The organism is Serratia sp. BIGb0234, from assembly GCF_024809915.1.
In the GTDB taxonomy this organism is placed as follows: domain Bacteria; phylum Pseudomonadota; class Gammaproteobacteria; order Enterobacterales; family Enterobacteriaceae; genus Serratia; species Serratia liquefaciens.
The window spans coordinates 510,183-534,891 of sequence record NZ_JANUEI010000002.1 but is presented as its reverse complement, the minus strand read 5'-3'; the positions used below and the strand labels follow the sequence as shown (position 1 = coordinate 534,891).

General features: G+C 52.6%; 23 protein-coding genes and 2 tRNA genes. 10 read left to right on the top strand and 15 right to left on the bottom strand.

What is annotated here, in order from left to right; translation table 11 throughout:
- Positions 1–3: 3 nt before the first annotated feature.
- Positions 4–1,200, bottom strand: a complete 1,197-nt coding sequence (locus tag M2407_RS09570) for an MFS transporter (protein ID WP_259217783.1) — start codon at positions 1,198–1,200, stop codon at positions 4–6.
- A gap of 103 nt (positions 1,201–1,303) precedes the next feature.
- On the opposite strand from M2407_RS09570, the gene M2407_RS09565 reads away from it, so the two are divergent.
- Both M2407_RS09565 and M2407_RS09560 read left to right on the top strand, forming a co-directional pair.
- Positions 1,304–2,221, top strand: a complete 918-nt coding sequence (locus M2407_RS09565; protein WP_020827651.1) for a LysR family transcriptional regulator — start codon at positions 1,304–1,306, stop codon at positions 2,219–2,221.
- Between the two features lie 408 nt (positions 2,222–2,629).
- Positions 2,630–3,247, top strand: coding sequence for a dTMP kinase (locus tag M2407_RS09560; protein ID WP_201896242.1), 618 nt, complete (start codon positions 2,630–2,632; stop codon positions 3,245–3,247).
- A 193-nt stretch (positions 3,248–3,440) separates the two neighbouring features.
- Here M2407_RS09560 and M2407_RS09555 read toward each other — a convergent pair.
- Together M2407_RS09555 and mtfA are read right to left on the bottom strand one after the other, a co-directional pair.
- Positions 3,441–3,516, bottom strand: a tRNA-Asn gene (locus tag M2407_RS09555).
- A gap of 101 nt (positions 3,517–3,617) precedes the next feature.
- The gene (mtfA, locus tag M2407_RS09550) at positions 3,618–4,406 is read right to left on the bottom strand and encodes a DgsA anti-repressor MtfA (protein ID WP_201896243.1); all 789 of its coding nucleotides are present in this window, start codon (positions 4,404–4,406) and stop codon (positions 3,618–3,620) included.
- A gap of 92 nt (positions 4,407–4,498) precedes the next feature.
- Between mtfA and M2407_RS09545 the strand changes: the two genes are divergently transcribed.
- Positions 4,499–4,588, top strand: a tRNA-Ser gene (locus tag M2407_RS09545).
- A gap of 85 nt (positions 4,589–4,673) precedes the next feature.
- Here M2407_RS09545 and M2407_RS09540 read toward each other — a convergent pair.
- On the bottom strand, positions 4,674–5,636 hold the full coding sequence (locus M2407_RS09540) for a GlxA family transcriptional regulator (protein WP_142814935.1): 963 nt from the start codon (positions 5,634–5,636) through the stop codon (positions 4,674–4,676).
- Positions 5,637–5,798: 162 nt separating this feature from the next.
- On the opposite strand from M2407_RS09540, the gene M2407_RS09535 reads away from it, so the two are divergent.
- The 6 genes from M2407_RS09535 (at position 5,799) to M2407_RS09510 (ending at position 12,255) form a co-directional block, all read left to right on the top strand.
- Positions 5,799–6,485: a cysteine hydrolase family protein gene (locus M2407_RS09535; RefSeq protein ID WP_201896244.1), complete on the top strand. Its 687-nt coding sequence runs from the start codon at positions 5,799–5,801 to the stop codon at positions 6,483–6,485.
- Between the two features lie 270 nt (positions 6,486–6,755).
- Positions 6,756–7,736 (top strand): AraC family transcriptional regulator, encoded by a 981-nt coding sequence (locus M2407_RS09530; RefSeq protein ID WP_041414736.1) that lies wholly within the window; start codon positions 6,756–6,758, stop codon positions 7,734–7,736.
- 331 nt (positions 7,737–8,067) lie between these two features.
- Positions 8,068–9,090 (top strand): DUF1254 domain-containing protein, encoded by a 1,023-nt coding sequence (locus M2407_RS09525; protein WP_197821113.1) that lies wholly within the window; start codon positions 8,068–8,070, stop codon positions 9,088–9,090.
- A gap of 217 nt (positions 9,091–9,307) precedes the next feature.
- Positions 9,308–10,135: a phosphatase PAP2 family protein gene (locus tag M2407_RS09520; RefSeq protein ID WP_259217777.1), complete on the top strand. Its 828-nt coding sequence runs from the start codon at positions 9,308–9,310 to the stop codon at positions 10,133–10,135.
- A 229-nt stretch (positions 10,136–10,364) separates the two neighbouring features.
- Entirely contained in the window at positions 10,365–10,949 is a 585-nt protein-coding gene (locus M2407_RS09515) for a hypothetical protein (protein WP_230090324.1), read from the top strand.
- A 436-nt stretch (positions 10,950–11,385) separates the two neighbouring features.
- Positions 11,386–12,255, top strand: coding sequence for a MipA/OmpV family protein (locus M2407_RS09510; RefSeq protein ID WP_259217775.1), 870 nt, complete (start codon positions 11,386–11,388; stop codon positions 12,253–12,255).
- A 59-nt stretch (positions 12,256–12,314) separates the two neighbouring features.
- On the opposite strand, the gene lptG is transcribed toward M2407_RS09510, so the two are convergent.
- The 7 genes from lptG to M2407_RS09475 form a co-directional block, all read right to left on the bottom strand.
- Positions 12,315–13,394, bottom strand: coding sequence for an LPS export ABC transporter permease LptG (gene lptG / locus M2407_RS09505; RefSeq protein ID WP_259217773.1), 1,080 nt, complete (start codon positions 13,392–13,394; stop codon positions 12,315–12,317).
- A complete protein-coding gene (lptF, locus tag M2407_RS09500) occupies positions 13,391–14,461 on the bottom strand; it encodes an LPS export ABC transporter permease LptF (protein ID WP_020827640.1) in 1,071 nt (356 codons plus the stop codon). Before lptF ends, lptG begins: the two co-directional genes overlap by 4 nt.
- A 70-nt stretch (positions 14,462–14,531) precedes the next feature.
- Positions 14,532–15,098, bottom strand: coding sequence for a YtfJ family protein (locus M2407_RS09495; protein WP_041414735.1), 567 nt, complete (start codon positions 15,096–15,098; stop codon positions 14,532–14,534).
- Between the two features lie 63 nt (positions 15,099–15,161).
- Complete coding sequence (locus M2407_RS09490; protein ID WP_082144857.1) at positions 15,162–15,998, bottom strand: hypothetical protein; 837 nt, start codon at positions 15,996–15,998, stop codon at positions 15,162–15,164.
- A complete protein-coding gene (locus M2407_RS09485) occupies positions 15,995–17,332 on the bottom strand; it encodes a lipopolysaccharide biosynthesis protein (RefSeq protein WP_041415487.1) in 1,338 nt (445 codons plus the stop codon). The genes M2407_RS09490 and M2407_RS09485 overlap by 4 nt, the downstream gene beginning before the upstream one ends.
- A gap of 445 nt (positions 17,333–17,777) precedes the next feature.
- Positions 17,778–18,533 (bottom strand): hypothetical protein, encoded by a 756-nt coding sequence (locus M2407_RS09480; protein ID WP_259217769.1) that lies wholly within the window; start codon positions 18,531–18,533, stop codon positions 17,778–17,780.
- Positions 18,534–18,563: 30 nt separating this feature from the next.
- Positions 18,564–19,274: a hypothetical protein gene (locus M2407_RS09475; protein ID WP_232807852.1), complete on the bottom strand. Its 711-nt coding sequence runs from the start codon at positions 19,272–19,274 to the stop codon at positions 18,564–18,566.
- Positions 19,275–19,647: 373 nt separating this feature from the next.
- On the opposite strand from M2407_RS09475, the gene M2407_RS09470 reads away from it, so the two are divergent.
- The gene (locus M2407_RS09470) at positions 19,648–20,379 is read left to right on the top strand and encodes an ATP-binding protein (RefSeq protein ID WP_020827634.1); all 732 of its coding nucleotides are present in this window, start codon (positions 19,648–19,650) and stop codon (positions 20,377–20,379) included.
- Between the two features lie 127 nt (positions 20,380–20,506).
- Here M2407_RS09470 and spt read toward each other — a convergent pair whose 3' ends face one another.
- From spt to M2407_RS09450, 4 genes are read right to left on the bottom strand one after another with little or no spacing between them, the layout of a single operon-like run.
- On the bottom strand, positions 20,507–21,679 hold the full coding sequence (spt, locus tag M2407_RS09465) for a serine palmitoyltransferase (RefSeq protein WP_201896246.1): 1,173 nt from the start codon (positions 21,677–21,679) through the stop codon (positions 20,507–20,509).
- Positions 21,666–21,926, bottom strand: a complete 261-nt coding sequence (locus M2407_RS09460; protein WP_020827632.1) for an acyl carrier protein — start codon at positions 21,924–21,926, stop codon at positions 21,666–21,668. The genes spt and M2407_RS09460 overlap by 14 nt, the downstream gene beginning before the upstream one ends.
- Before the next feature lie 32 nt (positions 21,927–21,958).
- Positions 21,959–22,873, bottom strand: a complete 915-nt coding sequence (locus M2407_RS09455) for an NAD(P)-dependent oxidoreductase (RefSeq protein WP_201896247.1) — start codon at positions 22,871–22,873, stop codon at positions 21,959–21,961.
- Positions 22,870–24,609 (bottom strand): fatty acyl-AMP ligase, encoded by a 1,740-nt coding sequence (locus tag M2407_RS09450; protein WP_185959386.1) that lies wholly within the window; start codon positions 24,607–24,609, stop codon positions 22,870–22,872. Before M2407_RS09450 ends, M2407_RS09455 begins: the two co-directional genes overlap by 4 nt.
- Positions 24,610–24,709 lie beyond the last annotated feature (100 nt).

Genomic DNA, 24,709 nt, shown 5'->3' with positions numbered 1-24,709 from the left:
TAATCAATGATCAGGTTGGAGCGTGCGTTTAGCCAGTTTCTTTTGCAGAATGATAACGATAATTGGGAACCCTGATGCGGAAATTGCACATATCGCCAGCAACGTGTTTATATTTTGTGGCGTCATGCCTTGATCAGGTAATAGAAAAGCGGACAGGAAAAATGCGACAGTTGTAATCAGATACATTATTGATGTCTGTAATGAAGAGAATCCCGCTCGATGCCCGTCATCAGGAAACTGAATCGTAACCGCCGAAGATGAAACCAGGCGACTGTAAGATGCGCTGAGAAACAAAGTGATAAATAGCGCCGCATGCGGATAGCCAAGGATGGGTATTAGCAAGCTCAGTATAAAGACGATGGTTGACCCTGTAGCCAGAATCAAAGTAGAAACACGGGAGGTTAACGCGCCTGTCATTTTTGTAGACAGGTACCCTGTAACACCTCCGCCGAAGAACAGCCAAGGCAACAGGTCTTGAGAAGCGCCCAATTGCTGTGTCATTAATGGTACCAGAATGGGAATGACCAGCATTGGACTAAACTGTACCAGCGCATTACTGGAAGCAAACAGTAAAGTATCCGCATCGAGAGGCAGCGCGTGGTGTGTGTCGAAAGAGACTGGGTCTTTAGGGATGATGGAGACAATCAGTGGTAATGCCAAAAAACACAGTGTGCTGATTAACCACAAAGCGACATGCCAATCATAATGAGTGCACAAAAATAATATAGTGGGCATTCCTACAATGCTTACCATCGAAAATGACGCAATCACCGTTGCCAACATTTTTCCGCGCAAGCTAGCCGGTGCGTGATTTATCAATATACTGATACCCACACCCATAGTCGTACCTCCAACCAATCCTGCACAGAATCGTAATGTAAGCAGAAGACTAAAATTGGAGGTGAATGTAGTCAAAAGTGTCAGCAGGCCTAGTAGTGCCATATTGGCGATTAAAAAACGTTTCTTATTGAAGCCACCAATCCAGTAAAAGGCGATAATCCCCGACAGGACTGCCCCAGACGTGTACATACCAGATACATAGCCTGAGAATGATACAGGAACTGAGAAATCTGCTGCCATAAAAGCAAAAACAGGGTTGAACATCATATATTCCAGCGCATTAGTGAACTGGATAAAAGCCATTACAATAGCTATCCGTATGAGGGTTTTATGATTAAATGGCTTTGAGAGCAGTAGCATAGCAAGCGACCTATAGATGAAAGATATCCGAGTTTAACTGCTATCAATAGTGCTCATTAGATGGTAAAAATGGCATTTATTATTATCATATATGGGATAATTAATGCGGTCGGCTCTTGATTTTAATACCCTCAAAGTGTTCATTGCTGTGGTTGAAAGAGAAAGTTTTGTTGGGGCAGCGAAAGTCCTCGAAATGCCGACATCCAATGTGAGTCGTTGTATTTCTCAGTTAGAAGAAAAACTGAATCTTCAGCTCATTGAGCGCAGCACCCGACATATGAAACTCACCCAGGCGGGGCACTTGCTCTATACCCGAGCGAAGCCATTACTGGAGGCGCTTGAGCAAACTGAGACAGAATTAACCTTGCGGCAAATGCAACTCAAGGGTCCATTACGCATCTGTATTCCCAATGAAATAGGTCCTGCATTGCTGGGTTCTGTTGTTGCCGATTTTGCCTGCCTGTACCCGGATCTGGAGATCAGCTGCGTCACAAATTTGTCCGGTTTTGAATCCCTGCGAGATGATCTGGATTTAGCTATCATTGTCAGCCGTGGTCAGATGGACGACAGTGACTATATAGCCCGTCATCTGGTGACTATCCCTTGCAGCATCGTTGCAGCCCCCTCCGTCATTGAGCGTTATGGCACCCCTTCGCGTATACAGCAATTTGAAGAATTACCCTGTATTACAACGGTAAGTGCACTGAAAGGTGCTCCCTGGCAGTTTGTTAATAACAAGGGGGGATTCGAGACTATTAAGGTCAAAAGCCATTATCGGGTAAACAGCGGAGAGATGGCAGGACGAGCGGCGATATCAGGTGTCGGCTTTGCCATTCTATCGAAACAAGCATGCCAACCCTACATCAACGATGGACGGTTAATCGAGATTGATTTTGAACAATCGGCAGCTCCATTGCAATTGTTCGCACTTTATTCAGATCGGCGTTACTTACCCGCTAAAACAAGAGCGCTCATTGATTTCATGCATCAGAAATTGAGTAACATATCCTTCGCAACATAAGGCAGCATTGAATAGTCACAGAGAGCCCCGTTGGCGCAATGAGCCTCAAAACACAGAACGCCTGCTTCCCCTCAAAGCTGCACATCAACGTCTGTCTGCTTTAAAAACAGTCTTGGTGGGGGATGCTTTCCGTTTTGTCAGCGGATCCCTTAAACTACCTCGCGCAGGTCACAACCTATGGGCTATGACCATGCACGGCCGTAATTCTGGGTTTTTAAACGGGTGAGTTAGCGCCATTGCCGGAATGTTCATCGGTGTCTGTTGATAAAATCCCTCGATCCGATTCGCGCTGACGCGCCAGGTGCCCCGACGAACCAAGAGGGAGGGCAGCTATTCATACCAAGGAAGTAAGATGTTTTTGCCAGATTCAAGCTTTACAAAAACCGTATATCAATCGTCATTTGCAGAATGAGTCGTCAGCTGTTTGTTGCTCTGGATGGGCCCAAGGGCGCCGGTAAAACCACACTGTTGGAAGCCATTACGAAAAGACTAAGGGCAGACAACAAGAAGGTGATCCGACTTTGTGAGAAAAAAAGCGATCCCTACAGGGCGGAAACCATGGCCCTTGTTAACAAACTTGCCAGAAATCCCACTCTGGATTTGGAACTGGAGGTCTGTGCGCGATTTGCGGATAGCCGTGCATGGATTTCCCAGCATGTGCTGACTAAACAGCCACCGGACAGCATTATCTTGATGGATCGCTGGTATCCCTCGGATGCCGCGTTTCGTCGGATGCTTCCATTTGCCGAGATTTTACAACTTAACATTGAACGAAACGTGCGAACGCCAGACCTGCATGTCGGGGTTATTACTGCGCCTGAGATCTCATGGGCGAGGGCGGCGGCTCGGCCGCGTGGGCTAAGCAGTACGGTGATTCATAAGCTGGAAGAGCATGTTGCTTGTACCCATGCGTTCGAGAGAGAAATTGCAAACCACGGCTGGTTTTTATGCCGTAATGAAGGCCTGCTCGAAGACGCAACGATGCAGGTGATTGCTGAGATCTACAAAGTGTCTGGATGCCCATAGTCATCGGTGGGCAGAGCTTGCGCCACTCTTCAACTCTGTGTGAGCCTCAGAAAAGCTATAGTGCTTCCTGGCCGAAAGCACTGAACACCGTTAACGCGGCATCGTTATGGATAACATCGGATTCTGTCAAAGATTCAGTAATCCCGAACAGCAAAAAGCCCGCTTAAGTTTCCTTAAGCGGGCTTCTCTAATATGGCTCCTCTGACTGGACTCGAACCAGTGACATACGGATTAACAGTCCGCCGTTCTACCGACTGAACTACAGAGGAATTGTCTGAACGGGGCGCATCATATCCAGCCACCTGGAGTGTGTCAACGCTAAATTAGCCGATTCGGTGCGACTGCTCAGCATCTGAGCAATGCGGCCGACTTAAGGCAGTTCCGCACCGCTATCGGCCTGAAGCCGTTGTAAACGCGCCAGCGGATCCTGCTTAAAGAAGCGGGTGAAATGTTGGTACAGCGCTGGAAAGCGGTTGGCCAACAGCTCGGGTGCGCTGAAAAAATACTCCGACAGTACGGCGAAGCACTCGGCTGGATCGGAGGCGGCGTAAGCGTCCATGCTGGCGGCTTCTTCGCCCACCATGTCGATCTCGTCCTGCAGATTTTCCATTGCTGCGTGCAAGTCATGTTCCCAGGCGGCAATGTCGCGCAGCGGAAGAGGGGGCACACCGGTGGCGCTGCCGCCGTTGCGCATATCCAGCTTGTGGACGGCTTCGTGGATCACCAGGTTAAAGCCGGAAAGATCGAACGAGTCCTGCACGTCCTGCCAGTTAAGCACGATCGGCCCCTGTTCCCAGCTTTGACCAGACTGCACCACCGGCCCGGTGTGCACCAGGCCGAAGTCGTCCTGCCATTCGTCCTCTACCACAAAGGGCGTCGGGTAGAGCAGGATCTCATTGAAACCGTCGAGGCATTCGGCACCCAGCTCAAGCACCGGCAGGGCGAACAGCAGGGCGATGCGTGCCTGCATCTGTGACGTCAACTGCAGCCCCTGCAAGGGGACGATGCTTTTTTGCTGTAAAATCTGCCCGGCAACGGCAATCAGCCGCTGTTGTTCCTGCTCATCCAAAGGAGAAAGCAGAGGGATTGCCAGCGCGTCTTGCCACTGGGCAAGCGTTTCCGCCTGCGGTTGTTGCGTTTTCCACGGCCATTTAATCATCGCGTTGCTCGTAAAATCGTCACTTGAACATTCGGCTGGAGGCTAACTCTGTAAAAATGCCGCAAAAAGGGGCATGATAGCAAGCACTTGAAGGAGAGATGCCGGAGCGGCTGAACGGACCAGTCTCGAAAACTGGAGTAGGGGCAACTCTACCGGGGGTTCAAATCCCCCTCTCTCCGCCATTATTCAATCACTTACAGATGATTTTGTCTGTGATCCACGCCTCACCCGTCCTCACGCGATAAAAAAACACCGCTGCCGTTATTCTTAATGATCCGTCACCCGAAACTCTTTGCGATATAAGGACGGGGACGTTTTGAACTGCCGTTGAAAATGCCTGCGCATTGACAGCGCAGTGGCGAAACCTGCAGCCTGTGCGATGCGTTCAACCGGCTGGTCAGTTTTCTCCAGGAAGCGCTGCGCCATCGCCAGTCGTTGGTTCAACAGCCACTGCATCACGCTGGTGCCGGTGGTTTGCTGAAAACGGCGGGTAAAGCTGCGGCGGCTCATGCAGGCTCTTTCCGCCAGTTGGTCCAGCGTCAGCGGCTGCTGCAGATTTTCTGTCGCCCAATTCAGCGTTTGCATAAATCTGTCCCCTCCGGCGGTGTTATACACCGGCTGCTCGATAAACTGCGCCTGGCCCCCTTGTCTATGCGGCGGCACCACCAACTGCCGGGCTACCGCATTGGCTGTCTCTGCGCCACAACGCTTGCGTACCAGATGCAGGCAGCAGTCGATGCTGGCGGCGGTTCCTGCCGAAGTGACGATATCGTCGTTATCCACGTACAGCACGTTCTTGTCTACGGAGACCTGCGGATAGCGCTGCAGGAAGTCCGACATCCACCGCCAATGGGTGGTTGCCGGTCGTCCATTGAGCAGCCCGGCTGCCGCCAGAACAAATGCCCCCATGCACAACCCGACCAGAGTGGCTCCGCGCGCATGGGCACTGAGCAAGGCATCGATTAACGGTGTCGGTGGCAGGACTTCGGGATCGCTCCAGCTCGGCACTATCACCATATCGGCTTGTGCCAGCGCCGCCAGCCCATATTCCGCGATAATCGAGAAGCCGGCGTTGGTTTTCAATGGCCCAGGCTCGGTGGCGCAAATCAATAATTGATACGCCGGTTCGCCCTTGCCGTTTAACGCCTTCTCAAAGACCGCGCAGGGGACCGAAAGGTGAAACGGGATGATATTGTTAAAAACCACGATACCCACTTTAAGTGGCGACATACGGCTTCCTTTGATGGTTAAACGCCGGCAGGAAATTTGGCCTGATGGTATCGCTTTTGGGTGTTGCGCTATCTGTTATCACGCCCCCAAAACCCACAGAATTTATCCCGACCCTGGCAGGATATTGCCTGCTGTTTTCTGCTCTAACAAGGATAAATGAGAATGAAAAAACTGATGGCTTGCAGCGCATTGACGCTCTCGATGGTGGCTTCCAGCCTGGCTTTTTCCGCCGACACGCCAGCCGCAACGACCATTCGTACCCTGAGTGGTGCCCAGCCAACGCAATCCTTATCAGCCAATGCCACGGCGCTGTTAGTGATTGATTATCAAAATGAATATTTTATAGGCAAAATGCCGATCCCCGACGGCGTTAAGGCGTTGAAAAATACGCAGCGCTTAGTCAGTTTCGCCCATCAGCATAAGATGCCGGTGTTTTTTGTGCGTCATCTTGGCCCGGCGAATGGCCCTCTGTTTGCCGAAGGGAGCAAGTTCGCCGAATTCCATCCTGACCTGCAACCCTCTGGCAGCGATCGTGTTATTACCAAAGCCACCCCCAGCTCGTTTGTCGGTACCGATCTGGATCGTCAACTTAAGCAGGCCGGTATCAAGCAGCTGGTGATCAGCGGTTTGATGACCCATATGTGTGTTTCATCAACGGCGCGCGACGCGGTACCGCTGGGATATACGGTGATTATTCCTGAAGATGCCACCGCCACCCGCGATCTGGCTACCTGGGACAACCAAATTGTCGACCACGCCGTGCTGCAACGTGCCGCGCTGGCCGGGGTAGCCGATGTGTTTGCCGAAATCAAAACCACCGATCAGGTATTGGCGCTGCCGGTGAATTGAGCGGCTTAATGGAGTGCCGCTGTGCTCAAACAGACAGCGGCATTGCGGCTTCTGCGCGGGAGGGGAATGGAGCCGGGGGACTACGAATGAAACGCGTTACGCGAAGATATAGTTTTTTCTCCAAGGTCAGATATACTCCTCAAAATTGGTTATCCGTCGTACATAACGCCGCGATCAGAAGCTTGGGTTGGGCAATGTTTTTGCTCCGACGCTGCTCTGTGCGCTCAAACAGTTTCTCTTCGTAGGCCTTAATAACAGGTGCGAACGCCGATGACGAATATTACGCCTTCCATCAAGCTGAGAAGTTTTCTCCAGATGGCCCCTTATCTGGCCATGCGAGGGGTATCGTCGTTGGAGTTCTTTCAACGCCTTGGCATTTCCCCAAACATTTTCCAAAACCCCGATATCTGGATCCCGCGATCGGCCTGTTTTCGTATTGCCAATGAAATGGCTGCCATCACGCAGGATCCTTTTGGTGGCGCCTATGTGGGGCACCTGACCGAAATTCGTTCGCTTGGCGTTTGGGGCGAAATGATCATGAACTCAACGAATATCGCCCAGGCCTGTGCGCTGGCGGCAACCCACGCGGCCATGCTGCATCAGGGGGGAGAAGTAAACATTGTCACCGAAGGCCGTACGACGAAACTCATCCACCAATTCACCGGGCAATATGAAGCCGATCCGCGGCAATTTATCCTCGGCAGTTTGGCGGTGCTCAGAAAAGTTCCGCTGATGTCCGGCGAGCCTTCTTCCATCCGTGTTCACATCAAGTCCTCGAGGGAAAGAGGGGACGACGCGCTTGAAGAGTGCCTGGGGCCGAATCTGGTGATGAATTCGAACTACAACATGATTGAGTTCGACCGCGATTTGCTCGAGATCCCGCTGAAAAATATCCGTGATGAGGCTTGGAAAACCACTGAAGCCTTGCGGACGACGGTTGAAACGGCAGGCGCGTTAATCAAACGGATCGCCGATCCGGAGCAGCCTAAACTTACCGTTATTTCCAAAAGCATCAGGCTGTCACCGAGAACCCTGCAGCGTCGTCTCAAGTATTGCGGTGTCGAATTCGAAGCCCTGCGTGATGAAACCCGTCGCTGCGAAGCTCTGCAGCTCATGGCCAGCGGCAAATACTCGGCGACTGAAATTGCCTATATGGTCGGTTACAGCGATCAGGCGCACTTTACTCGCGCTTTTAAACGCTGGACCGGAAGCACGCCGTCGTTTTACCGCTCAGCCTCAAAGAAAGGGTGAGCGTCAACTTACTCGCAGCCACAAACACGCCAAAGATTTCTCCCTCATTTTAATGCCTCCTGGGGTCATCCGACTCTGGGTGCTTTGCGTCACCAGCAATTTCTCCCAATCGATAACGCTCAGCAACAATAAAGCCCATCTCCCCTGTATTTTGCGTCCCTTATGCCTGCCGGCTTTATCTTTGGCGTCAAATGGCAAGTCTCTTTCGAGGCGTTCTTATACAGTCCGCTAAGACAATTCCTAGCGTCGCTGGCGATGTGTTCAGAGATCGCAAAATAAGAAAGGATTGGCATTGGGAAACTGTATTAATTCATACCATCAGGGGGGTTACATGACTTATCTATCCACGGCCAGCGTGGTCGCACTCACATTGGCAACATTGGCAAGTGCGAACGCTCAATCCGTCACGGGCGAAGTGATGCCGGTGGGCGTCGATAATTTTATCCGTGCTGAGTCCGATCTCTATATGGGCAATATGGTGCAGGAGGGCGGCCTGGGACGGTTTGTGCATAGTCGCGAACCCGTTGCCATTGACGCGCAAAGTGTCATCCGTATGAATCGGGATACGCTTTATTCGAGTGCGGTATTCGATCTTGATGCCGGCCCGGTCACCATCAGCTTGCCTGAAGCGGGTAAAAGATTCATGTCGATGCTGGTGGTCAATGAAGATCACTACGTACCCGCCGTCTTTTACGGCGCCGGCAGCCGTACTTTAACCAAAGATGCGGTCGGCACTCGCTATGTTTTTGTCGCGATCCGTACGCTGGTCGATCCCTCCGATCGCAAAGACCTTGAGCAGGTACATGTACTGCAGGATGCCATCAAGGTCAGTCAGGCACGGGCAGGGGAATTCGTCGTACCGAAATGGGATCCGGTGAGTCAGAAAAAGATGCGCGATGCCCTATTGGTACTCGGCGCTACGCTCCCTAACTATAACCAGGCTTTTGGTACCAAGAGCTCGGTTGATCCTATTCAGCATTTGATTGCCACAGCTTCCGGCTGGGGCGGCAATCCGAGCAAGGACGCCATCTATCTCGGCGGCGTGATGCCGAAAAATGATGGGAAAACCGTTTATCGGCTCAAGGTCGGGCAGGTTCCGGTTAAAAGTTTCTGGTCCGTGAGCGTTTATAACGCCGCCGGTTATTTTGAAAAGAACCCCTATGATGCTTATTCGTTAAATAACCTCACCGCTAAAAAAAGTGATGATGGCTCGATTATGATCCAATTTGGGGGCTGCGACGGCAAGATCGCCAACTGTTTGCCGACAATGCCAGGCTGGAATTATACCGTCAGGCTTTATCAGCCTGGTAACGAAATTCTTAACGGTAAATGGCATTTCCCACAGCCGCAGTGATCCGTTTTATTTAGTCGAGGCGACCAGCTTGCATGGCTTAAAATAATCGCCCCCGGTAGCGGTGGATTTATAACGTGGCCGGGGCAAGTATTCATGATTTGGCTGTTTTTTCGCGGCAGAGAATTCCGTCCTGAACCGAATAACACGGTGGGGTAATTACTGCGAGGCAATGAGAGTGCCATTCCCCCTGCGGCATAAACCGAATCTGGAGGCAACAATGAAAAAATCATGTCATCTCTTATATCTGATCGCGCCGTTAGCCGGTCTGTTGTATTCCGGCATTGCGGCGGCGAATGACACGGGCCCGGTGATTACGGACCCTCATTTTAAGCTGGCGCCAGGCTACCTGGAACCCGCCAGCCTACCGGTGCATTTAGCCTTGCTGGGGGCACCGCCAAAACCGGACTCTGCGGCCTTCGCACGCGATGAAGAAGCCAGGCGGGCCGCATTGGCTCTACGCGGCAGCGCTCGTGAAAAGCTGGCCGCGACGGATGCCGAGTTGATGTTCCCGGCCCCGGCTCAGGCGTTTTCGTGCGCGCTGGGCACTGACATCAACCAGAAAAATACCCCGCACCTCTACTCTATGATGCAGCGCGTATTGACGGATGCCGGTGGCTCAACCTATGCCGGAAAGAACGCCTATAACCGTACTCGCCCGTTTGTGCAGCACAACGAGGGAACTTGCCGCAAGGACATGGAGCCCCTGTTGAAAAATGACGGTTCCTGGCCGTCCGGGCACTCGGCGGCAGGCTGGGCGTGGGGATTGGTGTTGGCCGAAATCCAGCCGGCACGGGCGACAGAGCTGTTGGCCCGTGGTTTGGCCTTTGGCCAAAGCCGTGTGATTTGTGATGCGCATTGGCAAAGTGACGTGGACGCGGGCCGCATCATGGGCGCCGCCACGGTAGCCGTTCTGCATGGCAATCCCGCTTTTATGGCAGATTTGGCTGCCGCGAAGCGCGAGGTGCAGGAGGCAACCAGGGCGAGCCTGAAACCTACCGAATCCTGCGCGGCTGAACGTGTTGCGCTCTCCCTGAGTATGCATTGAGAGGGCCATGGTCATGATGAACGGTGACAATCGATCACACAGGTGTGCCGGACGCTTCCTGCCCGCTGCGTTATTAGTTTCTGGCGTTATCAGCTTCCCGGCAGAGGCGGTTCAAGCGTTATCTGCGGGCTATCAGGCGGCGGACGAATGGCAGTTCACATTCGCGCCTTATGTATGGGCCGCAGGGATCCGGGGAGATATCGGCCACCGCTCGACCGGAACGCAGTTTATGAAAACGGATTTCTCCGACATCGCCCGCGATCTCGATGTGGCGGTGATGGGCATGGGGGAGGCGCGTAAAGGGCGTTACAGCCTGCTGGTGGACTTGATGTACATCGATACCACGACCCGTAACGATTTACCCGATGGCGCGCCGGCAGATCGCCTGAAAGTGGATAACAGGACGGTGTCCGGGTTCCTGGGCGGGGGATATACCCTGCTGGAAAAAGGCGGTGGTCGCCTTGATGCTGCGGGCGGTGCCAGGGTCTGGTACAGCAGCACCCGGTTAACTTTCCAGGGGGGAGATGCCGGCGGGATATCGGGTAGCGATCGAGCGACCTGGATAGATGCGGTCGCGGGATTGCGCGGGCACTATGCGCTGACGCCGACAGTCTGGCTGTCGGCCTGGGGATTGGCCGGGGGCGGGCAGTCCCGATTGGACTGGGATGTGGCAGGATTGGTGGGGTGGGAATTTATGTCGGGTTTCTCTGCGGTGGCCGGTTACCGGGCGATGGGGGTCGACTATCGTCATGACGGCTTCGTGTATGACGTGGTGCAGCAGGGGCCAATATTGGGGGTGAGCGGCAGATTTTAACAGGGGAAATATAACGATCTCTCTGAAGGCTTGTCAGCCTGCGTGCCGCCAAAAATAATTAATACTGCTCAGAGAGTGGAATAAAAAACCTTAATTTAAAAATAATATCATTGTGCCACTGGCAGCGTGAATTACGTTGTGATTTTAAATTAACAGCTTGAGTAATTGTTTATCATTGAATTGTTTTGCAAGCCACTTTCACATGTTTAGTGGCTTTTGGGCTGGCTTCTATTTACAGGCAGAGAATAAGAGGGGCTATTTAAGAAACTGCTAGCAAGGTGAAAACCATTATTAATGGGGTTGGGTAAACTCGGATTTTAATTTTCCATATTTAAAACAATAACCGGATGCGGCGTGTTCGGCGCTTATTTTCGCTTGCCGGAATAAAGGGCGACCTGACCGCGAAACAGACGAGTATTTAAGGAAGAATGACATTATGGCAATTAGCAAAAGAAAGCGGGTCCATGCTTTTTGGTTGATGGCTGCGCTACCGCTGTGTGCAAAGGCAGCTGCGCCGGTGGAGCAGGCGGTCAGTACCTCTGTTGCGCCACATTCGGCTGCAAGCGAGGCGATCCCTACCTTTGCGTTGGGGGCCGGGGTGGTGGTTAGCCCGCTGTATGAAGGCTCCTCGCGTTACGCGGTTTTCCCTTCACTGGTGGCGAAAGCCGTGATGCCGACGGAGAACTGGGGCACGTTTACGGCTGCATTTCCTGAAGGACTGCGGTGGGATCTGCCGAACCTGCCGACGTTCGGCGTAGCGCTGTTGGTGGGTTATGATCCTGGCCGCAAGGAAAAAATCCGTACCCTGGGGGGCCACAACAGCTACCTGAAGGGGATGGGGGATCTGGACAACTCAGCGATGGTGGGGGCGGAAGCCTACTGGGGGCTCTCCGCCAGTCGATTGTTTGTTCGCGGCTGGCAAGCGACCCGCAGCCGTGAATACGGTGGCGAGGATCTGGGGCACACGGCGTATCTTGAAGCGGGGGCCTCCAGCGCATTGCCGCTGTCTTCTGCGCTGACGCTGGACTCCGCGCTATACGGCACCTGGGGTGATAAGGACGACATGATGGCTCACTTCGGGGTGACAGGCGAACAGGCGGCACGTACCGATTTTCGTGAGTATCACACCGGTGGGGGCATGCGGGATGTGACGCTCAAAACCGGTCTGACCTGGCAACTGCAGCCTCACCTGGCGTTGCAGGGCGGGATGAAGCTCTATGCCCTGACCGCAGGGGCACGCCGCAGCCCGTTGACCGATAACAGCGTCGGCGCAGGCTTTTACCTGAATGCCCTGTATCGATTCTGATTCTGTCTTTGGTTGAATCCTGTCCCTCGCCACCTTCAGGGTGGGCTGGGGGACAGGCCCTAGTGGTGTTTATCGAAGCGGTAAACCAAGGCTAAAGCTATCAGCAGCAACAACAGCGGTGGGGCCAGCGTCGTGAGTGGAACATTGAGCGAAAACAGCAGCCCGAGGTTGAGGATAATCTGGTAGATAATGTAGGTCAGCAACCCCACGATCACCCCTACGGCTAAACGGCTGCCTAGCCCGGGTGCGCGAGGAATACTGAAGGTGAAGGGGATGGCCAATAAAATCATCGCCAGGACCAACAGGGGGCGGCCCAATTTTTGCCATAACGCGATCCGGTACTCGGTGCTGGGTTGCTGCGAACTTTGCAGGTAGGTGATGTACTGTTTCAGCTGTTTGATGGAGAAGCTGTCGGCAGGCAAGGTCAGCCCTTTGAGGTTCATTCCGGCAAAAAGGGATTGCCAGAGCAAAGTATCCTGGGTTTGTACGCTCTCTTTTTTGTTGTCCCATTTTTTCTGCATAACTTTATGCAGCGTCCACTGTCCGTTATCGGCCGTGATGGCCGTCTCCGCATACACATAAGACTCCAGCGTGAGGTCGTCTTGGTAGCGGAATATCTCAATCCCGACGGGTTGGCTATGCTCGTCCAGAGATTTCACGGTAACAAATTCATTGCCCTTTCGGGCCCACAGGGCGTTACCCGCATCTGTGGCATTGCCGGTTTTTGCCAGGGCGCCGTCTTTAAGCTGCAATGCGTGTTGTTGCAGAGGGGAAGCGACCCATTCATCGAGTGCGCCTAACGACAGGTTGATAAACAGGCCGGCGTAGAGCGTTACCAGAGCAATGCGGAAAATTGAAAAACCGGCGGTGCGGATTGCCGTTAATTCCAGGCTTTTCGACATTTGGCCCAGCCCGATGATACCGCCAAGCAGCGCGATAAAAGGCCCCAGATCCACCAGGCTTCGGGGCAATGTCATCAACACTACCAGTAATGCCTGGTTCCAATGGTAGCCGTTAGGGGTGACGTCCTCGAGTTCATTGATCAGATTGAAGGTGGTAAACAACGGGATTAACAATCCGGCCGCGGCGGCAAAGCCGATAAAAAGATTACGGATCAAATAACGGCTGAAGATGTTCATCGCAAGGGCTTCCGCAGCAGGGAAAAATCGCGCGCAATCAGGATCAGCATCCCAGCCAGCATGAGTATCGGCACCAGCCAGACGCCCGGCGTGGTGGGGAGGGTCCCGTTAGCGACCAATGTCCGACAGATATTCCCGCCATAAAAAATGGCGGTAAACAGCACGGTCAGGGGCAGCAAGGTGGCATAACGCCCCTGACGGGGTTTGATGCGGCTAAAGGGGATCGCCAATAACACCATCAGCAAAGTGGTGACGCCGCGGCTTTCCCGCCATTGTAATTCTGCCCGGTCCGCGGGATCCGATGAGCGCGACAGTTCCCCCAGCGAGGCTGATTTACGCTTCACTTCCAGGCTTTCGATAAAGGGCTTCAGTGATATCTTGAAGTTATTGTAATTCTGCATGTTGTCGTCGGTACCTTTGCGCTCCAGCACATAGGCCGTGCCCGTTTTCAGTATCACGGAGGGGCTTGAAGGCGAAGGATCTATGACCTCGACGGAATGAGCCCGATAGAGGCTGGTATTATTGGCCGAACGTGAATAAATCAATGCATCCGTCAGGTGATTTGAGGCCGGGTCAATGCGTGAGGCCATGATCATTCGGCCGCTGCCATTAACGTTAAACTTGTTCGCCTGCAGATGGCTGACATCCAGCACCGATTGCGACTGGCGTTCCAACTGATAAATGTTGCCGTACGCCCAGGGTCTGCCATACAGGGACAGCAGGGTGACAAACAGGGCCAGCGGAATGGCGAGTACCAACACCGCTTTGTACAGCCGCCACGGGCTGGCGCCTGAGGCGTGAATGGCGGTGATTTCGGAATCGCTGTAGAGCTGCCCCAGCGCCACCGCGACGGAAACATAGAGGCCTACCGGCAGCAGCATCTCCAGGGCAATCAATATTTTATAGCAGACAACGTCGAATACGATGTGCAGCGCCAGTGTGCCGTTGGCGGCCTCGGTGAGATAGCGCTGGGCCGAATAACTGGCAAACATGAAAATCAGAAAACCCACGATGATCATCACCAATCGGCGGATTTCAACCATGATATAGCGCTCAATCAACACCATAATTTATAGACGTCCCTTATTATCAAACGCATGTTTTGCGGAAGAAGACCGGCTTTCAGCCCGTGTTTCATCATGATTGATCATGGTTAATCAGCTTTTGCAGCAGGGCGATGACCTGGTTAACCTCATCAGGGGTCAGAGCACCGTCTTTTGCCCATTGGACGCGGCCTTGTTTATCCAGCACCAAAATGGTTGAGCTCTCTTCTGGCAGATGCCAGGCTTGACGTACCAGCCCATCGCTATCGACGATAAATTGCGCCCAGGGATAATGCCTTTTGTTTTTCTCAATTTTGCCGCGGACGAAAAAACCGGTACCGGGGATCGCATCGTCAGTATTGACGATGGTGGTGGGCTGAAAACGGTCGTTTGGAAAGTTCGCCTCTTTGACGGCGGTAATCAGCATCGAGTTCTTCTTTTTGGCCGAGGTGCGGCCGGCGATGCACTGGATCACCCGCACTTTGCCTGCCAATTCTGCACTGTCCCATTTCTTATAGCTGAAAGTGTCATTTTCAAGCAGCAACTCACCCCGATCGGCGATGACAACCGGTACGACAGGCTTACCCTGAACAAAATTATGCGCGGATGCCATCAGCGGCAACAGCAGCAGTGACAAGGGCAGTAACCTGCGTAGCATCATGAAAATAACCCTAATTTATCAATGGCTGCGGCTGGGGGAGCGGTAATTCCCCCCCAGTAACAGTTACATAGGATAGCGCTCGAGAAGTAACTCCAGGCGTTGGCGGATATCGACATCCAGCATTGTGGGTTCGTCATAGGATTTCCCCCCCGCCAGCTTGTCCGCCACCATCACATCGTGGCGATCTCCCATTAGCCCGTTAATCGCGGCCAGGAATCTGGAGATCTGCAGAGCCTCGCGGTTACCTGGATCTATCGACCTCAGCGTGTCATAAAAAGAGACTTGCTGGCTGACGATTTTCCGCACGTCGTGGAACTGCTTTCCCGTGAGCTCTGGGTTGACAATGAGCTCCTGGAGCGCGCGCATTTGTTCCTGCCGGTAGGCAATAAAGTCACTCTCGGTTTCTAACTGAATATGCCGCAAAGCATAATTCACCAGCGACCAGACCGGCCTGCTGAGCAGCAGCCGGAGAAGATTGCCGTAGAATTTCAGGTTCTGTTGGTTGCCATTGCGAAACGCGTCCTGAAAATGGCCGAGCACCACGGTGGTGGTGTGAAAAAGGCGGCCGGCACTGTGCTTTTTGCTGTAAAGACGCTGGGCAAAGCGTAAATGTTTATAGCGCGCACGAATGTATTTGTAGCGCATGCGCGTCGCGGCGGGTAAGTCTGAATCCTTAAGAAAATCATTTACTAAGCCCAGGAGTTCTCGTCGGGTGAAACCGTCCTCCCAAAATTGCAGGCACAGGGCGTAATTATCCTGAATGCTCTCATAGGAACATTGCAAATCAATATGTTGTGGCAAACTGATATTTGCATCAACAATGTCATCCGTCTCTACGGCAATAAACAGTAACTGCGTAGTTTCAGCAGAGAATTTTTTCCCGTTGCTGCTATTCATCATTGATTACTCTCTCTGGATACATTGAATCCCAGTAAATAGCGATTACGGTAAGCGCCTATCGTCGGTATGAGCGTCAATAAAACGTCCAAACATTGGCCTGCCAGATAAGCGAAGGCCGCACCCTGCACACCAAACAGATGAGACATGCCCACCAGCAGCGCTATATAGGCGACCGCAGAAAAAGTCTGCACAATCAAGAAGGCCCGCTGTTTGCCCGCCATGAACAATAAGGATTCCTGCGGGAAGCCCAGCATGGAAACGATAATGGCGCCCAGCATGATTTGGATTAGATCATAGGCTTGCAAATACTGCTGACCGAACACAAAGGAAATTAATGGCTTACCTACGACGATGACCAGCAGCGCCACGGCGAGACCTATGCCTCCAGCCAACAACGCCGATCTGAGGCCCAGCATCCAGGGTTTGCTGGTTCGGGGATCCAGACGCATGATCTCAGGGTAGAAGCTTTTTTCCAGCAGCTTGGCCGGGGTCCCCGTGGCGTCAAAGAAGGTCATCGCGATTTTGAACAGCCCGGCGGCGGCCGGCCCCAAAACGACGCCGACTAACACCGTGCTGCACGAGTTACGGGTAGCCCAAATAGTATGGGCAAAATTGGTGGTCCAGACGAAATTCCAGGCGCCTTCGATACGACGTGCGGTTTTGAATAGGCGTGGTTTCAATGCGTTATGAATATCTCTGCGGTGCAGTTCACGCGCGGCGAACCACCAAAATAGCGTGCCGCCGATCAAGTTGGAGGCATACCATGTGACGATGAACCCTGGAAATCCCCAATCAAAATAATAGGACAGCACGCTGCCGACGGCCTGCAGGAAGGGCTTGATGGCCTGCTGAACGGCAATCAGGTCGAAGCGATCAAACGCGCGTAAAATTCCCGTAGGGGTGGACGACGTCATCGATGGGATTAAGGTGCAGTAAAGGATCGCGAGCCAGAAACTTTCGGTATCCAACCCTAAGGCGTGCGAAAGGAAAGGGAGCAGCAACATGCCGCCCAGTACCGCAATGGTGCCGCTGGCAATATCCAGACCGAACGAAAATGAAATGACGTCACGAAAGCGTTGAATGTTTTGGCGTTCCAGCGCCGGAGTCCCAAATTGGACAACGAATTGCCACGTCTGAAACTTGATAAAGTCGCTGACTGCTTTGGTATAGGCTTGAATAACAACCAGAACACCAAACATTTCAGGCGACATGCCTTTGCCGGCGCAAGAAAGCGCAAGCAGCCCGAGCAGGGCGCTGGCTACACTGCCGGAACCTAAATAAGCGGCGTTACGTAAGATGGAACGAAAAGCGCCATCGGAAAACCAATGCTTCATGGTAAAACCAGCCATACTGACCACTTCAGGTTATCAATAGCTCAGCGGACATAAGCTGGCCTTGCATACATATCCGGTACGACGAAACTCAGAGATATGTATCCGTTCATGGAGTGAAAAGTAAAGAATCGCCCGTTTTGCTTGGCGACACTCTCACCAGGATTGATAGCGGCTCAATCCCTATTTTACATTGCGAGCGACAGGCTCGGGTAAAACTTTCACACCTGAAATATAATCATGAAAATCTCTCCGATAATACTTTTCCAGGCTGATAAAATTTTACCATTCAATGCTGTTTAGTCATCCTTCCGGTACTGGCATTCATTTTAAAACATGATCAAAAAGTGCGTTTTCCTGATTTTTTGGTAATAAACATTAGCGTTGTTTACCCCTGAATCTTAATAGTGAACGATATTATCGACATGTCTGTAGATGAATGAATTCGCTATCCGAGATAAGCCTGGGGACGCGAAGGGATCATTGCGACGGAGGATATTGCATTCAGCGCTTTTTCCAGTACTTCATCGTAAGGCGCTTTAGCATCCAACTCTATAATTCTGGAACCATTATATTGCAGCCGAACCATGGCAGAGATTTTGTCCTTCAGTTCTTCGTAGCTGTGATCGGGCTTACGTGAAAAGGCGGTATCGACATCAATATCGAGGCGAATGATAAGTTCGGGGCGGCATAAGGCCATTGATTGATATAAACGTTTTTCGCGTGCGGCTAAGCGAGTCATTAACCAGCCTTTTGCCCGCTCTACGCCAATGCCCGGCCCGTCATAATAAAAACCGGAAATCTCGGCCTGCGGAAAACGGTCGCTAATCACCAGCACGCCGCTCTCTGCCAGACGCTGTACTTTGCGTAAATTAGCCGCACGCCACACTGAAAAACCATACATAATCAGGGCTGCCCAGAGTGCCGGCGGTTTATTGCTCATGCGCTGAGTCTTGTCGGACTTCGCGGCCAGGCGGCGTTCAAGCCAGACACCAATAACCGGCAGGCGCTTAATTTTGTCGCCATCTTCACCGGAGATCAGCCCTAAATAACGCCGTTCCGTTGCCCGGTATTTTTGCAGGTTTTTGACCAAATCGGCGGTAAGCGTGGATTTCCCCGTACCGTCACTGCCCACGACCGCAATCAGGCCGGTAATCACGGTCGATGAAGCATCGCTGGCGGTATTTGATTTATCTGTTTGCATTTTTTTCAGTATTAATAAGTTATCGGCAGACTAAACCTTGGGTGTCGCCAGGGAGGTTCGAATGGCACGCAGCGATTCATCAAGAATTTTACCCGCCGGCTCTCGCCCATCTAAATCCAGTATGTTCGCGCCGTTAAAAGTAAGATGCGGAATGACGGCAATCTTTTCGCGCAGCGCAGAAAGTTTATGATCGGGTTTGCGCGAGAATGCGGTTTCTTCATCAATATCCAGACGAATCAATAAGAAAGGCGGATATGATGCCATCCACTGATACAGCCTTTGCTCATGTTTTCTCAACCAGCGTACCCAGCGATTACCGCCATCCGTTTTTGCCAGCTGCGGCCCATCGAAACGAAAACCCGCCACTTCCGCTTGCGGATAGCGATCGGTGACCAGTAATTGTCCTCTGCGGCTTTTTGCCAGCATGCGGCGAAACTTATAAACGCGCCAATATGACAACAAAAAGATCACCAGCGTGGTCAGATTACCCGGCGGCGTTGAAGGATGTTCATGAACGCGATCGGACTTCGCCAGTAAATAACGACCGAAGGGTGCGCCAATAATCGGCAAGTTGCTGATCCATTCCCCAATACGTCCCGAAGACTGGCCGAGATAAAGTAATTCTGTCGGTTCTTGCGATGAGAGATGATTGACCAGACTGGCAGCCAAGGTCGATTTTCCCGAGCCATCACAACCCGTTATTGCAATTACGCGCACGGGGGGATGATTAGCAATGGGCATTGTCTGTTGACTCACAATAATTGGTCCAACTCAAAGAAACTATTGTATTATAACCAGCCTTGGGTTCAAGATATTTATTGAGTATTATCTCAGTGCTATTCAAATTTCTTTATTATTTGTGATTATGTTTTGGTGAGTCCGTCTTGTTTTTTTGTGCTAACCACAGCTGGGATTGTTCTTATAGCTCTTAATGCTAATTAGGCGTTGCCGCACCGGGTAATGGAACAGGTTTCTTCATTGTTTTCTTAATCTTTTGTGTGCTTTGGTCTGGGGGTGGCAATATTTATTCCCCATGGCTTTGATAACGTCATTAAGCGACTTTTTGTTTTCGAAATGGTACATTTTTACAGGTGTCTTAGAAGAGAATCTTATTATGAATTCAAAATTCCCGCCGCTTATTGCGGTAATTGGCAGCGATGGCTCGGGTAAGTCTACCGTTTGTGAATATCTCATTGAGTATGTGAAAAAATACGGTCCTGCAGTGAAGGTGCATCTGGGTAAGCAGGCAGGAAATGTCGGGCGTGCGGTTTCGCAACTCCCGCTGATGGGAAATTCTGTTGGCAAGGCCATCGAACGCAACACTAAAAAAGTGAAATCCAAAAAATCCAGGGTGGGGCTGTTGCCGGGTTTGGTCATCATCACTTTCGTTTTGCGTCGGCTGCTGCGTTTTCGCCGGATGTTGGCTTTTCGTCGACAAGGTCTGATCGTATTAACCGACCGTTTCCCGCAGGTACAAATCCCCGGCGCCTACGATGGCACCGTATTTCCCGAAAATACTCAAGGCAGCCATTTTGTCAGATGGTTGGCGGGGCGCGAACGCAAAGCTTTTCAATGGATGGCGGATAATAAGCCAGACCTGGTGATCAAGTTGAATGTGGATCTGGACGTCGCTTGCGCACGTAAACCCGATCATCGCAAAGAAGCGTTAGCCAAAAAGATTGCCGTTACGCCACTGCTCACTTTTGAAGGTGCGGAAATTGCGGATGTCGATGCCAATAAACCGCTCGATGAAGTGTTATCCGCCGCTGAAAAAGCCGTCGCGGAATTTATGCAAGCGCAGGGATATAGCTTTGTAGTCGAAGGCGAATCGGTAGCGACCCACTGATTATTTCAGTTCTCGCAGTCAGAAAGTTTGATTCCAGTGCCGATAACTTTTTCGGCACTGGCAGGCAAGGTGAAGAGTGTTTTCGATGGGAACACTGCCCATGAGTTTTATGAGCAGCGGGACGTCATTATTTTTTTAGCGCGGCAAAAGCCCCAATGATCTTATCAATCTCTTCATCACTGTGCGCGGCGTTAACGCTGCATCGCAGCAGCGTTATGCCGGCCGGTGCTGCCGGAGGTAACACCAGATTGACATAAACACCTTTGGCGATCAGGTCGCGCCAGAATTGCAAACCCTCTTCTTTCGAGCCAATCATCACCGGCACCACCGGGCTGATGCGTGGCCCCAGCTCGTAGCCCAGCTTGGCCAGTCCCTGATAGAGCCGATGCGCGTTGCTCCAGAGTTTTTCCCGCAGTTCAGGATGTTGCGCGATCTTTTTCAAAGAAGCGCGCACCGAAGCGATACTGGATGGCGAAGGCGAAGCGGTAAAAATATAAGGACGGCTGCTGTAGCGCAGCACTTCCATATCTTTGCCGCCCACGGCAAAGCCACCGATAGAGGCCAGGCTTTTACTGAACGTGCCCAGAATAATATCAACATCTTGCTCAACGCCCAGCTCTTCAGCCAGACCGCGCCCGTGAGCCCCCATCACGCCGAATGAATGCGCTTCGTCTACCAGCAAATAACCGCCGAGCCGCTGTTTGATGTCGACGATTTCAACCAGCGGAGCAACGTCGCCCAGCATGCTGTAAATGCCTTCGACGATGATGATCGCGTCTCGGGCCCGTTCGCCAAGGCGCACCATGCGACGTTCCAGATCTTTGGCATCGTTGTGGCGGAAGCGAATGATTTCAGCGCCGCCCAGGGCGCAGGCATCATAAATACTGGCGTGGCTGTCCGCGTCGATCAGCACGACCGAGCCGGGGGTGGCCAGAGTACTGATGACCGCCAGGTTCGCGGTATAGCCGGTGGAAAAGACGATGGCGGTGGGGCGATCAAAGAACTCCATCAGCTCTTGCTCCAACTGCAAGTGAGAGCCATAGCTGCCGTTCGCCATGCGTGAGCCGGTTGTGCCGGTGCCCTGAGCGGCTAATGCCGCCTGACCCTCGGCAATAGCCTGCGCATCGAAGGTCAGGCCCAGGTAGTTATTGGTCCCCGCCAGAACAATTTTCTGATTGCCAATGCGCCCTTCGGTTGCCGAGTAAACCTCATCGATACAGGTGCCAAAGGGGTTCAGGCCATCGGCCTGGAATTGCTTACGATCCTGGGTAAGCCGCGAAAATTTATCATAAAGACCCATTGGTTTTCTCCAGGCGAGGGAGTAGAGCGTCAAGCAGCTGCTCTGGCGTTCTGACATCAAGCAATATATTGATAGGAATAGAAATATCGAATTCGTCTTCTAACATCATCAGCAGATCCAGGACTCTGATGGACTCCAGGCCAAGATCGTTGACGAGATCGCTATCAGGTTTGATTTCTAATCCGCCTTCGACCAGACCTTGCAGGCAAGTCAGAATATAATTCATAACAGCGTCGCGATTTCGCATAAAAATTTTTGGCAAACCTCTAATTTAGATAATTAAAATAAACCTTCACGCAGTGCGCGCTTCAAACTGACCTTGGGGACCCAATGAGTATCTTCGGACAGGCTTCGATTGTTTGCAGACCAGTCCGGATAGGTTAATTCCCGTATTTTGTTGTGGGTCAGCATCGGTTCTTTGTTGGTCAACCGGCTCAGCAACATGCTGCCATCGGCCAAAATTTTCAGCAGGGGCAGCGGGATCCCCACCAGCCTCACCGGGCCATTGCGTACGGTGGTCCCTATTTCCCGTAATCGCTGCCAGCTATAACCGCCGGCAACCCCGTCGCAAAGTTCATACGTTTGCGTCTGCGGGACAGGGGCCAATAGCCACTGGCTTACGGCTTCGGCTAAATCGCTCACGTGAAGGAACGTCAGCTTTGCTTCCGCTGCGCCCAGCCGTGGAAGCACGCCGCGCAGAAGCCAGCTGAATATCGGCTTAAGCTCTTTATCGCCGGGCCCGTAAACCGCGGTGGGGCGAAAAATGCCCAGTGAAATATCCGCAGCCATAGCGGTTAGCCGTTGTTCAGCAACGTGTTTTGAATTGGCATACCAGGACAGCTCCGGATGGCGAGCGGCAAGAGAAGAGATAAACAGGAAGCGCTTGCAGCTGCCGCTTTGTCTGGCCGCCTGCATCAGGTGTTGGCTGCCGCTGACATTACACCGGGTGAAGGTTTCTTCCGTGCCTCCCCGCACCTGGCCCGCACAATGCACCACGAATTCAGCTCCGCGAACCAGCTCGATGAGCGAGTCCTGATCCTCCAGCTCCCCCTGGATCCAGGTCAGGTTAGGGGGGGCGATTTGACCTGCACGCCGGGTGAGGGCGCGCACGGTAAAACCACGGGAAAGCAGATTCTGAACGATATGCCGGCCAATAAAGCCGGTTACGCCAGTGACTGCCACGGTGCCTGTCATTGTGCAAAGCCTGCCAGTTGCTGCATCGGCGGGCAGATGGAGGTGGTCAGCCAGCGCTTCTTGGCCTCCGCACGGGCAGGTTTCCCCGAAGAGGTGCGGGGAATGCTGTGGGGCGGCAACAGCTCAATATCCACCGCAATGCCGAACTCGCTTTGAATTCGGGCGCTCAGCGTGTGGACGATTTGCTCCCGACGATCTTCAGAGCTGACCCGGCACTGGATTTGCAGAATAATTCTGGCGCCGTCACCGTGCTCTTCGGTCACGAAGGCAATGGCGTCGCCAGAGCGGATTTCCGGCTCGGATTCCGCAACATATTCAATATCCTGCGGCCAAATGTTACGACCACGAATGATGATCAAATCTTTCTTGCGGCCGGTGACGTACAGGTAGCCGTCCAGCAGATAGCCTAGGTCACCGGTATCCATCCAGCCGCTTGTCTGGATTTGCTGTTGAGACGCATCGTCGCGGAAATAGCCATTCATCAGGCTGGGGCCGGAGATACAAATACGGCCGACCTGCCGCTCAGGCAGCGGGAGCCCGGTTTCGCTGCGAATTTCGATACGGTGACCGGGCAGTGGCTTGCCGCAATTGACAAAGGTCGATGTGACCCGCGTTTTTTTGCCGGGTGCTACCGCCTTACCTTCGTATTCCAAAATGTCGCGGTCGACCTGGTTGATGGGCGCACCGGAAGCTTCGTCATAGAAACTGACCGCCAGGGTGTTCTCGGCCAAACCATAGCAGGGCATCAACGCCTTGCGGTCAAAGTTAAGATGGCCGAAGTGCTCAGCGAACTGAGAGAGTAAATCTGACGGAATAGGTTCAGCCCCTACGCCAGCCACGCGCCAACTGGAGAGATCCAACTCGGTGATCTCTTTGTTGTTGCTGTAGCGCAGGCATAAATCGTAGCCAAACGGCGGAGCGACGGACACGGTGCCGCGATTTTTGGCGATCAGTTTTAACCATTGCATTGGACGCATGGCAAAATCTTGCGTACGCAAATAGTCGACGGACAGCTGAGTCGCCACTGGGGTAAGCAGGAAACCGACCAGGCCCATATCGTGATAGAAGGGCAGCCAGGAAACGCAGCGATCGCCCGCGCGCAGTTTGATCCCATCATGGCTAATCACGCGCAGGTTAGACATCACCGCACGCTGGGTAATGATCACCCCGCGTGGAAAGCGAGTGCTGCCCGACGTGTATTGGAGATAGGCAATATCGTTGGGCGACGGTGCCTGCAGCTCCACATCCCGCTCAGGCAGAGCGTTAAAATCTGCGTCGCTGAGAATATGGGTTGGCGGTGCATCCAGGGTCGCAGAGCTGATCAGCGGTACCCATTCTTCGCTGCTGATAATGGCGGCAGGTTTACAGCTGTTGATCAGGCCCTGAAGCTTGATGGTATAAGAGTCCCGTTGCCCGACCCCCATAGGAATGGCCAGGGGCACGGCAACCAAACCGGCATATTGGCAGGCAAAAAAAGCCTCGACGAAACCCGCGCTGGTTTCCGCGATAAGTGCAACCCGATCGCCTTTATTGAGGTTCAGGGATAACAGGCGCCGCGCACCCACTATCGCGCGCTGTTTCAGCGTGCGATATTCCAGTACGGCCACGAGCTGATTACGACGATCGTAAAAGTTCATTCCTGTACTGCCCTGCGCTGCATAATCTAGTGCCTCCACCAGAGTGGGGAAATCTGCATAACGCATTGGAAGAGAATGAGTGGAGCTTGTTTCAGACATATACAAATTAGCCATAGAGTAAAAATCACCAAAAGAGATAAACGACTATTGGCGAGAGAGTTAATGTTTTTACAATGAAAATGTTTTGAATATATTTGTT

Excerpts from the sequence above, each read along its gene's own strand:
- M2407_RS09570 (WP_259217783.1), bottom strand. The coding sequence starts at position 1,200 with ATGCTACTGCTCTCAAAGCCATTTAATCATAAAACCCTCATACGGATA.
- M2407_RS09565 (WP_020827651.1), top strand. The coding sequence starts at position 1,304 with ATGCGGTCGGCTCTTGATTTTAATACCCTCAAAGTGTTCATTGCTGTG.
- M2407_RS09560 (WP_201896242.1), top strand. The coding sequence starts at position 2,630 with ATGAGTCGTCAGCTGTTTGTTGCTCTGGATGGGCCCAAGGGCGCCGGT.
- mtfA (WP_201896243.1), bottom strand. The coding sequence starts at position 4,406 with ATGATTAAATGGCCGTGGAAAACGCAACAACCGCAGGCGGAAACGCTT.
- M2407_RS09540 (WP_142814935.1), bottom strand. The coding sequence starts at position 5,636 with ATGTCGCCACTTAAAGTGGGTATCGTGGTTTTTAACAATATCATCCCG.
- M2407_RS09535 (WP_201896244.1), top strand. The coding sequence starts at position 5,799 with ATGAAAAAACTGATGGCTTGCAGCGCATTGACGCTCTCGATGGTGGCT.
- M2407_RS09530 (WP_041414736.1), top strand. The coding sequence starts at position 6,756 with ATGACGAATATTACGCCTTCCATCAAGCTGAGAAGTTTTCTCCAGATG.
- M2407_RS09525 (WP_197821113.1), top strand. The coding sequence starts at position 8,068 with ATGACTTATCTATCCACGGCCAGCGTGGTCGCACTCACATTGGCAACA.
- M2407_RS09520 (WP_259217777.1), top strand. The coding sequence starts at position 9,308 with ATGAAAAAATCATGTCATCTCTTATATCTGATCGCGCCGTTAGCCGGT.
- M2407_RS09515 (WP_230090324.1), top strand. The coding sequence starts at position 10,365 with ATGAAAACGGATTTCTCCGACATCGCCCGCGATCTCGATGTGGCGGTG.
- M2407_RS09510 (WP_259217775.1), top strand. The coding sequence starts at position 11,386 with ATGGCAATTAGCAAAAGAAAGCGGGTCCATGCTTTTTGGTTGATGGCT.
- lptG (WP_259217773.1), bottom strand. The coding sequence starts at position 13,394 with ATGAACATCTTCAGCCGTTATTTGATCCGTAATCTTTTTATCGGCTTT.
- lptF (WP_020827640.1), bottom strand. The coding sequence starts at position 14,461 with ATGGTGTTGATTGAGCGCTATATCATGGTTGAAATCCGCCGATTGGTG.
- M2407_RS09495 (WP_041414735.1), bottom strand. The coding sequence starts at position 15,098 with ATGATGCTACGCAGGTTACTGCCCTTGTCACTGCTGCTGTTGCCGCTG.
- M2407_RS09490 (WP_082144857.1), bottom strand. The coding sequence starts at position 15,998 with ATGATGAATAGCAGCAACGGGAAAAAATTCTCTGCTGAAACTACGCAG.
- M2407_RS09485 (WP_041415487.1), bottom strand. The coding sequence starts at position 17,332 with ATGAAGCATTGGTTTTCCGATGGCGCTTTTCGTTCCATCTTACGTAAC.
- M2407_RS09480 (WP_259217769.1), bottom strand. The coding sequence starts at position 18,533 with ATGCAAACAGATAAATCAAATACCGCCAGCGATGCTTCATCGACCGTG.
- M2407_RS09475 (WP_232807852.1), bottom strand. The coding sequence starts at position 19,274 with ATGCCCATTGCTAATCATCCCCCCGTGCGCGTAATTGCAATAACGGGT.
- M2407_RS09470 (WP_020827634.1), top strand. The coding sequence starts at position 19,648 with ATGAATTCAAAATTCCCGCCGCTTATTGCGGTAATTGGCAGCGATGGC.
- spt (WP_201896246.1), bottom strand. The coding sequence starts at position 21,679 with ATGGGTCTTTATGATAAATTTTCGCGGCTTACCCAGGATCGTAAGCAA.
- M2407_RS09460 (WP_020827632.1), bottom strand. The coding sequence starts at position 21,926 with ATGCGAAATCGCGACGCTGTTATGAATTATATTCTGACTTGCCTGCAA.
- M2407_RS09455 (WP_201896247.1), bottom strand. The coding sequence starts at position 22,873 with ATGACAGGCACCGTGGCAGTCACTGGCGTAACCGGCTTTATTGGCCGG.
- M2407_RS09450 (WP_185959386.1), bottom strand. The coding sequence starts at position 24,609 with ATGTCTGAAACAAGCTCCACTCATTCTCTTCCAATGCGTTATGCAGAT.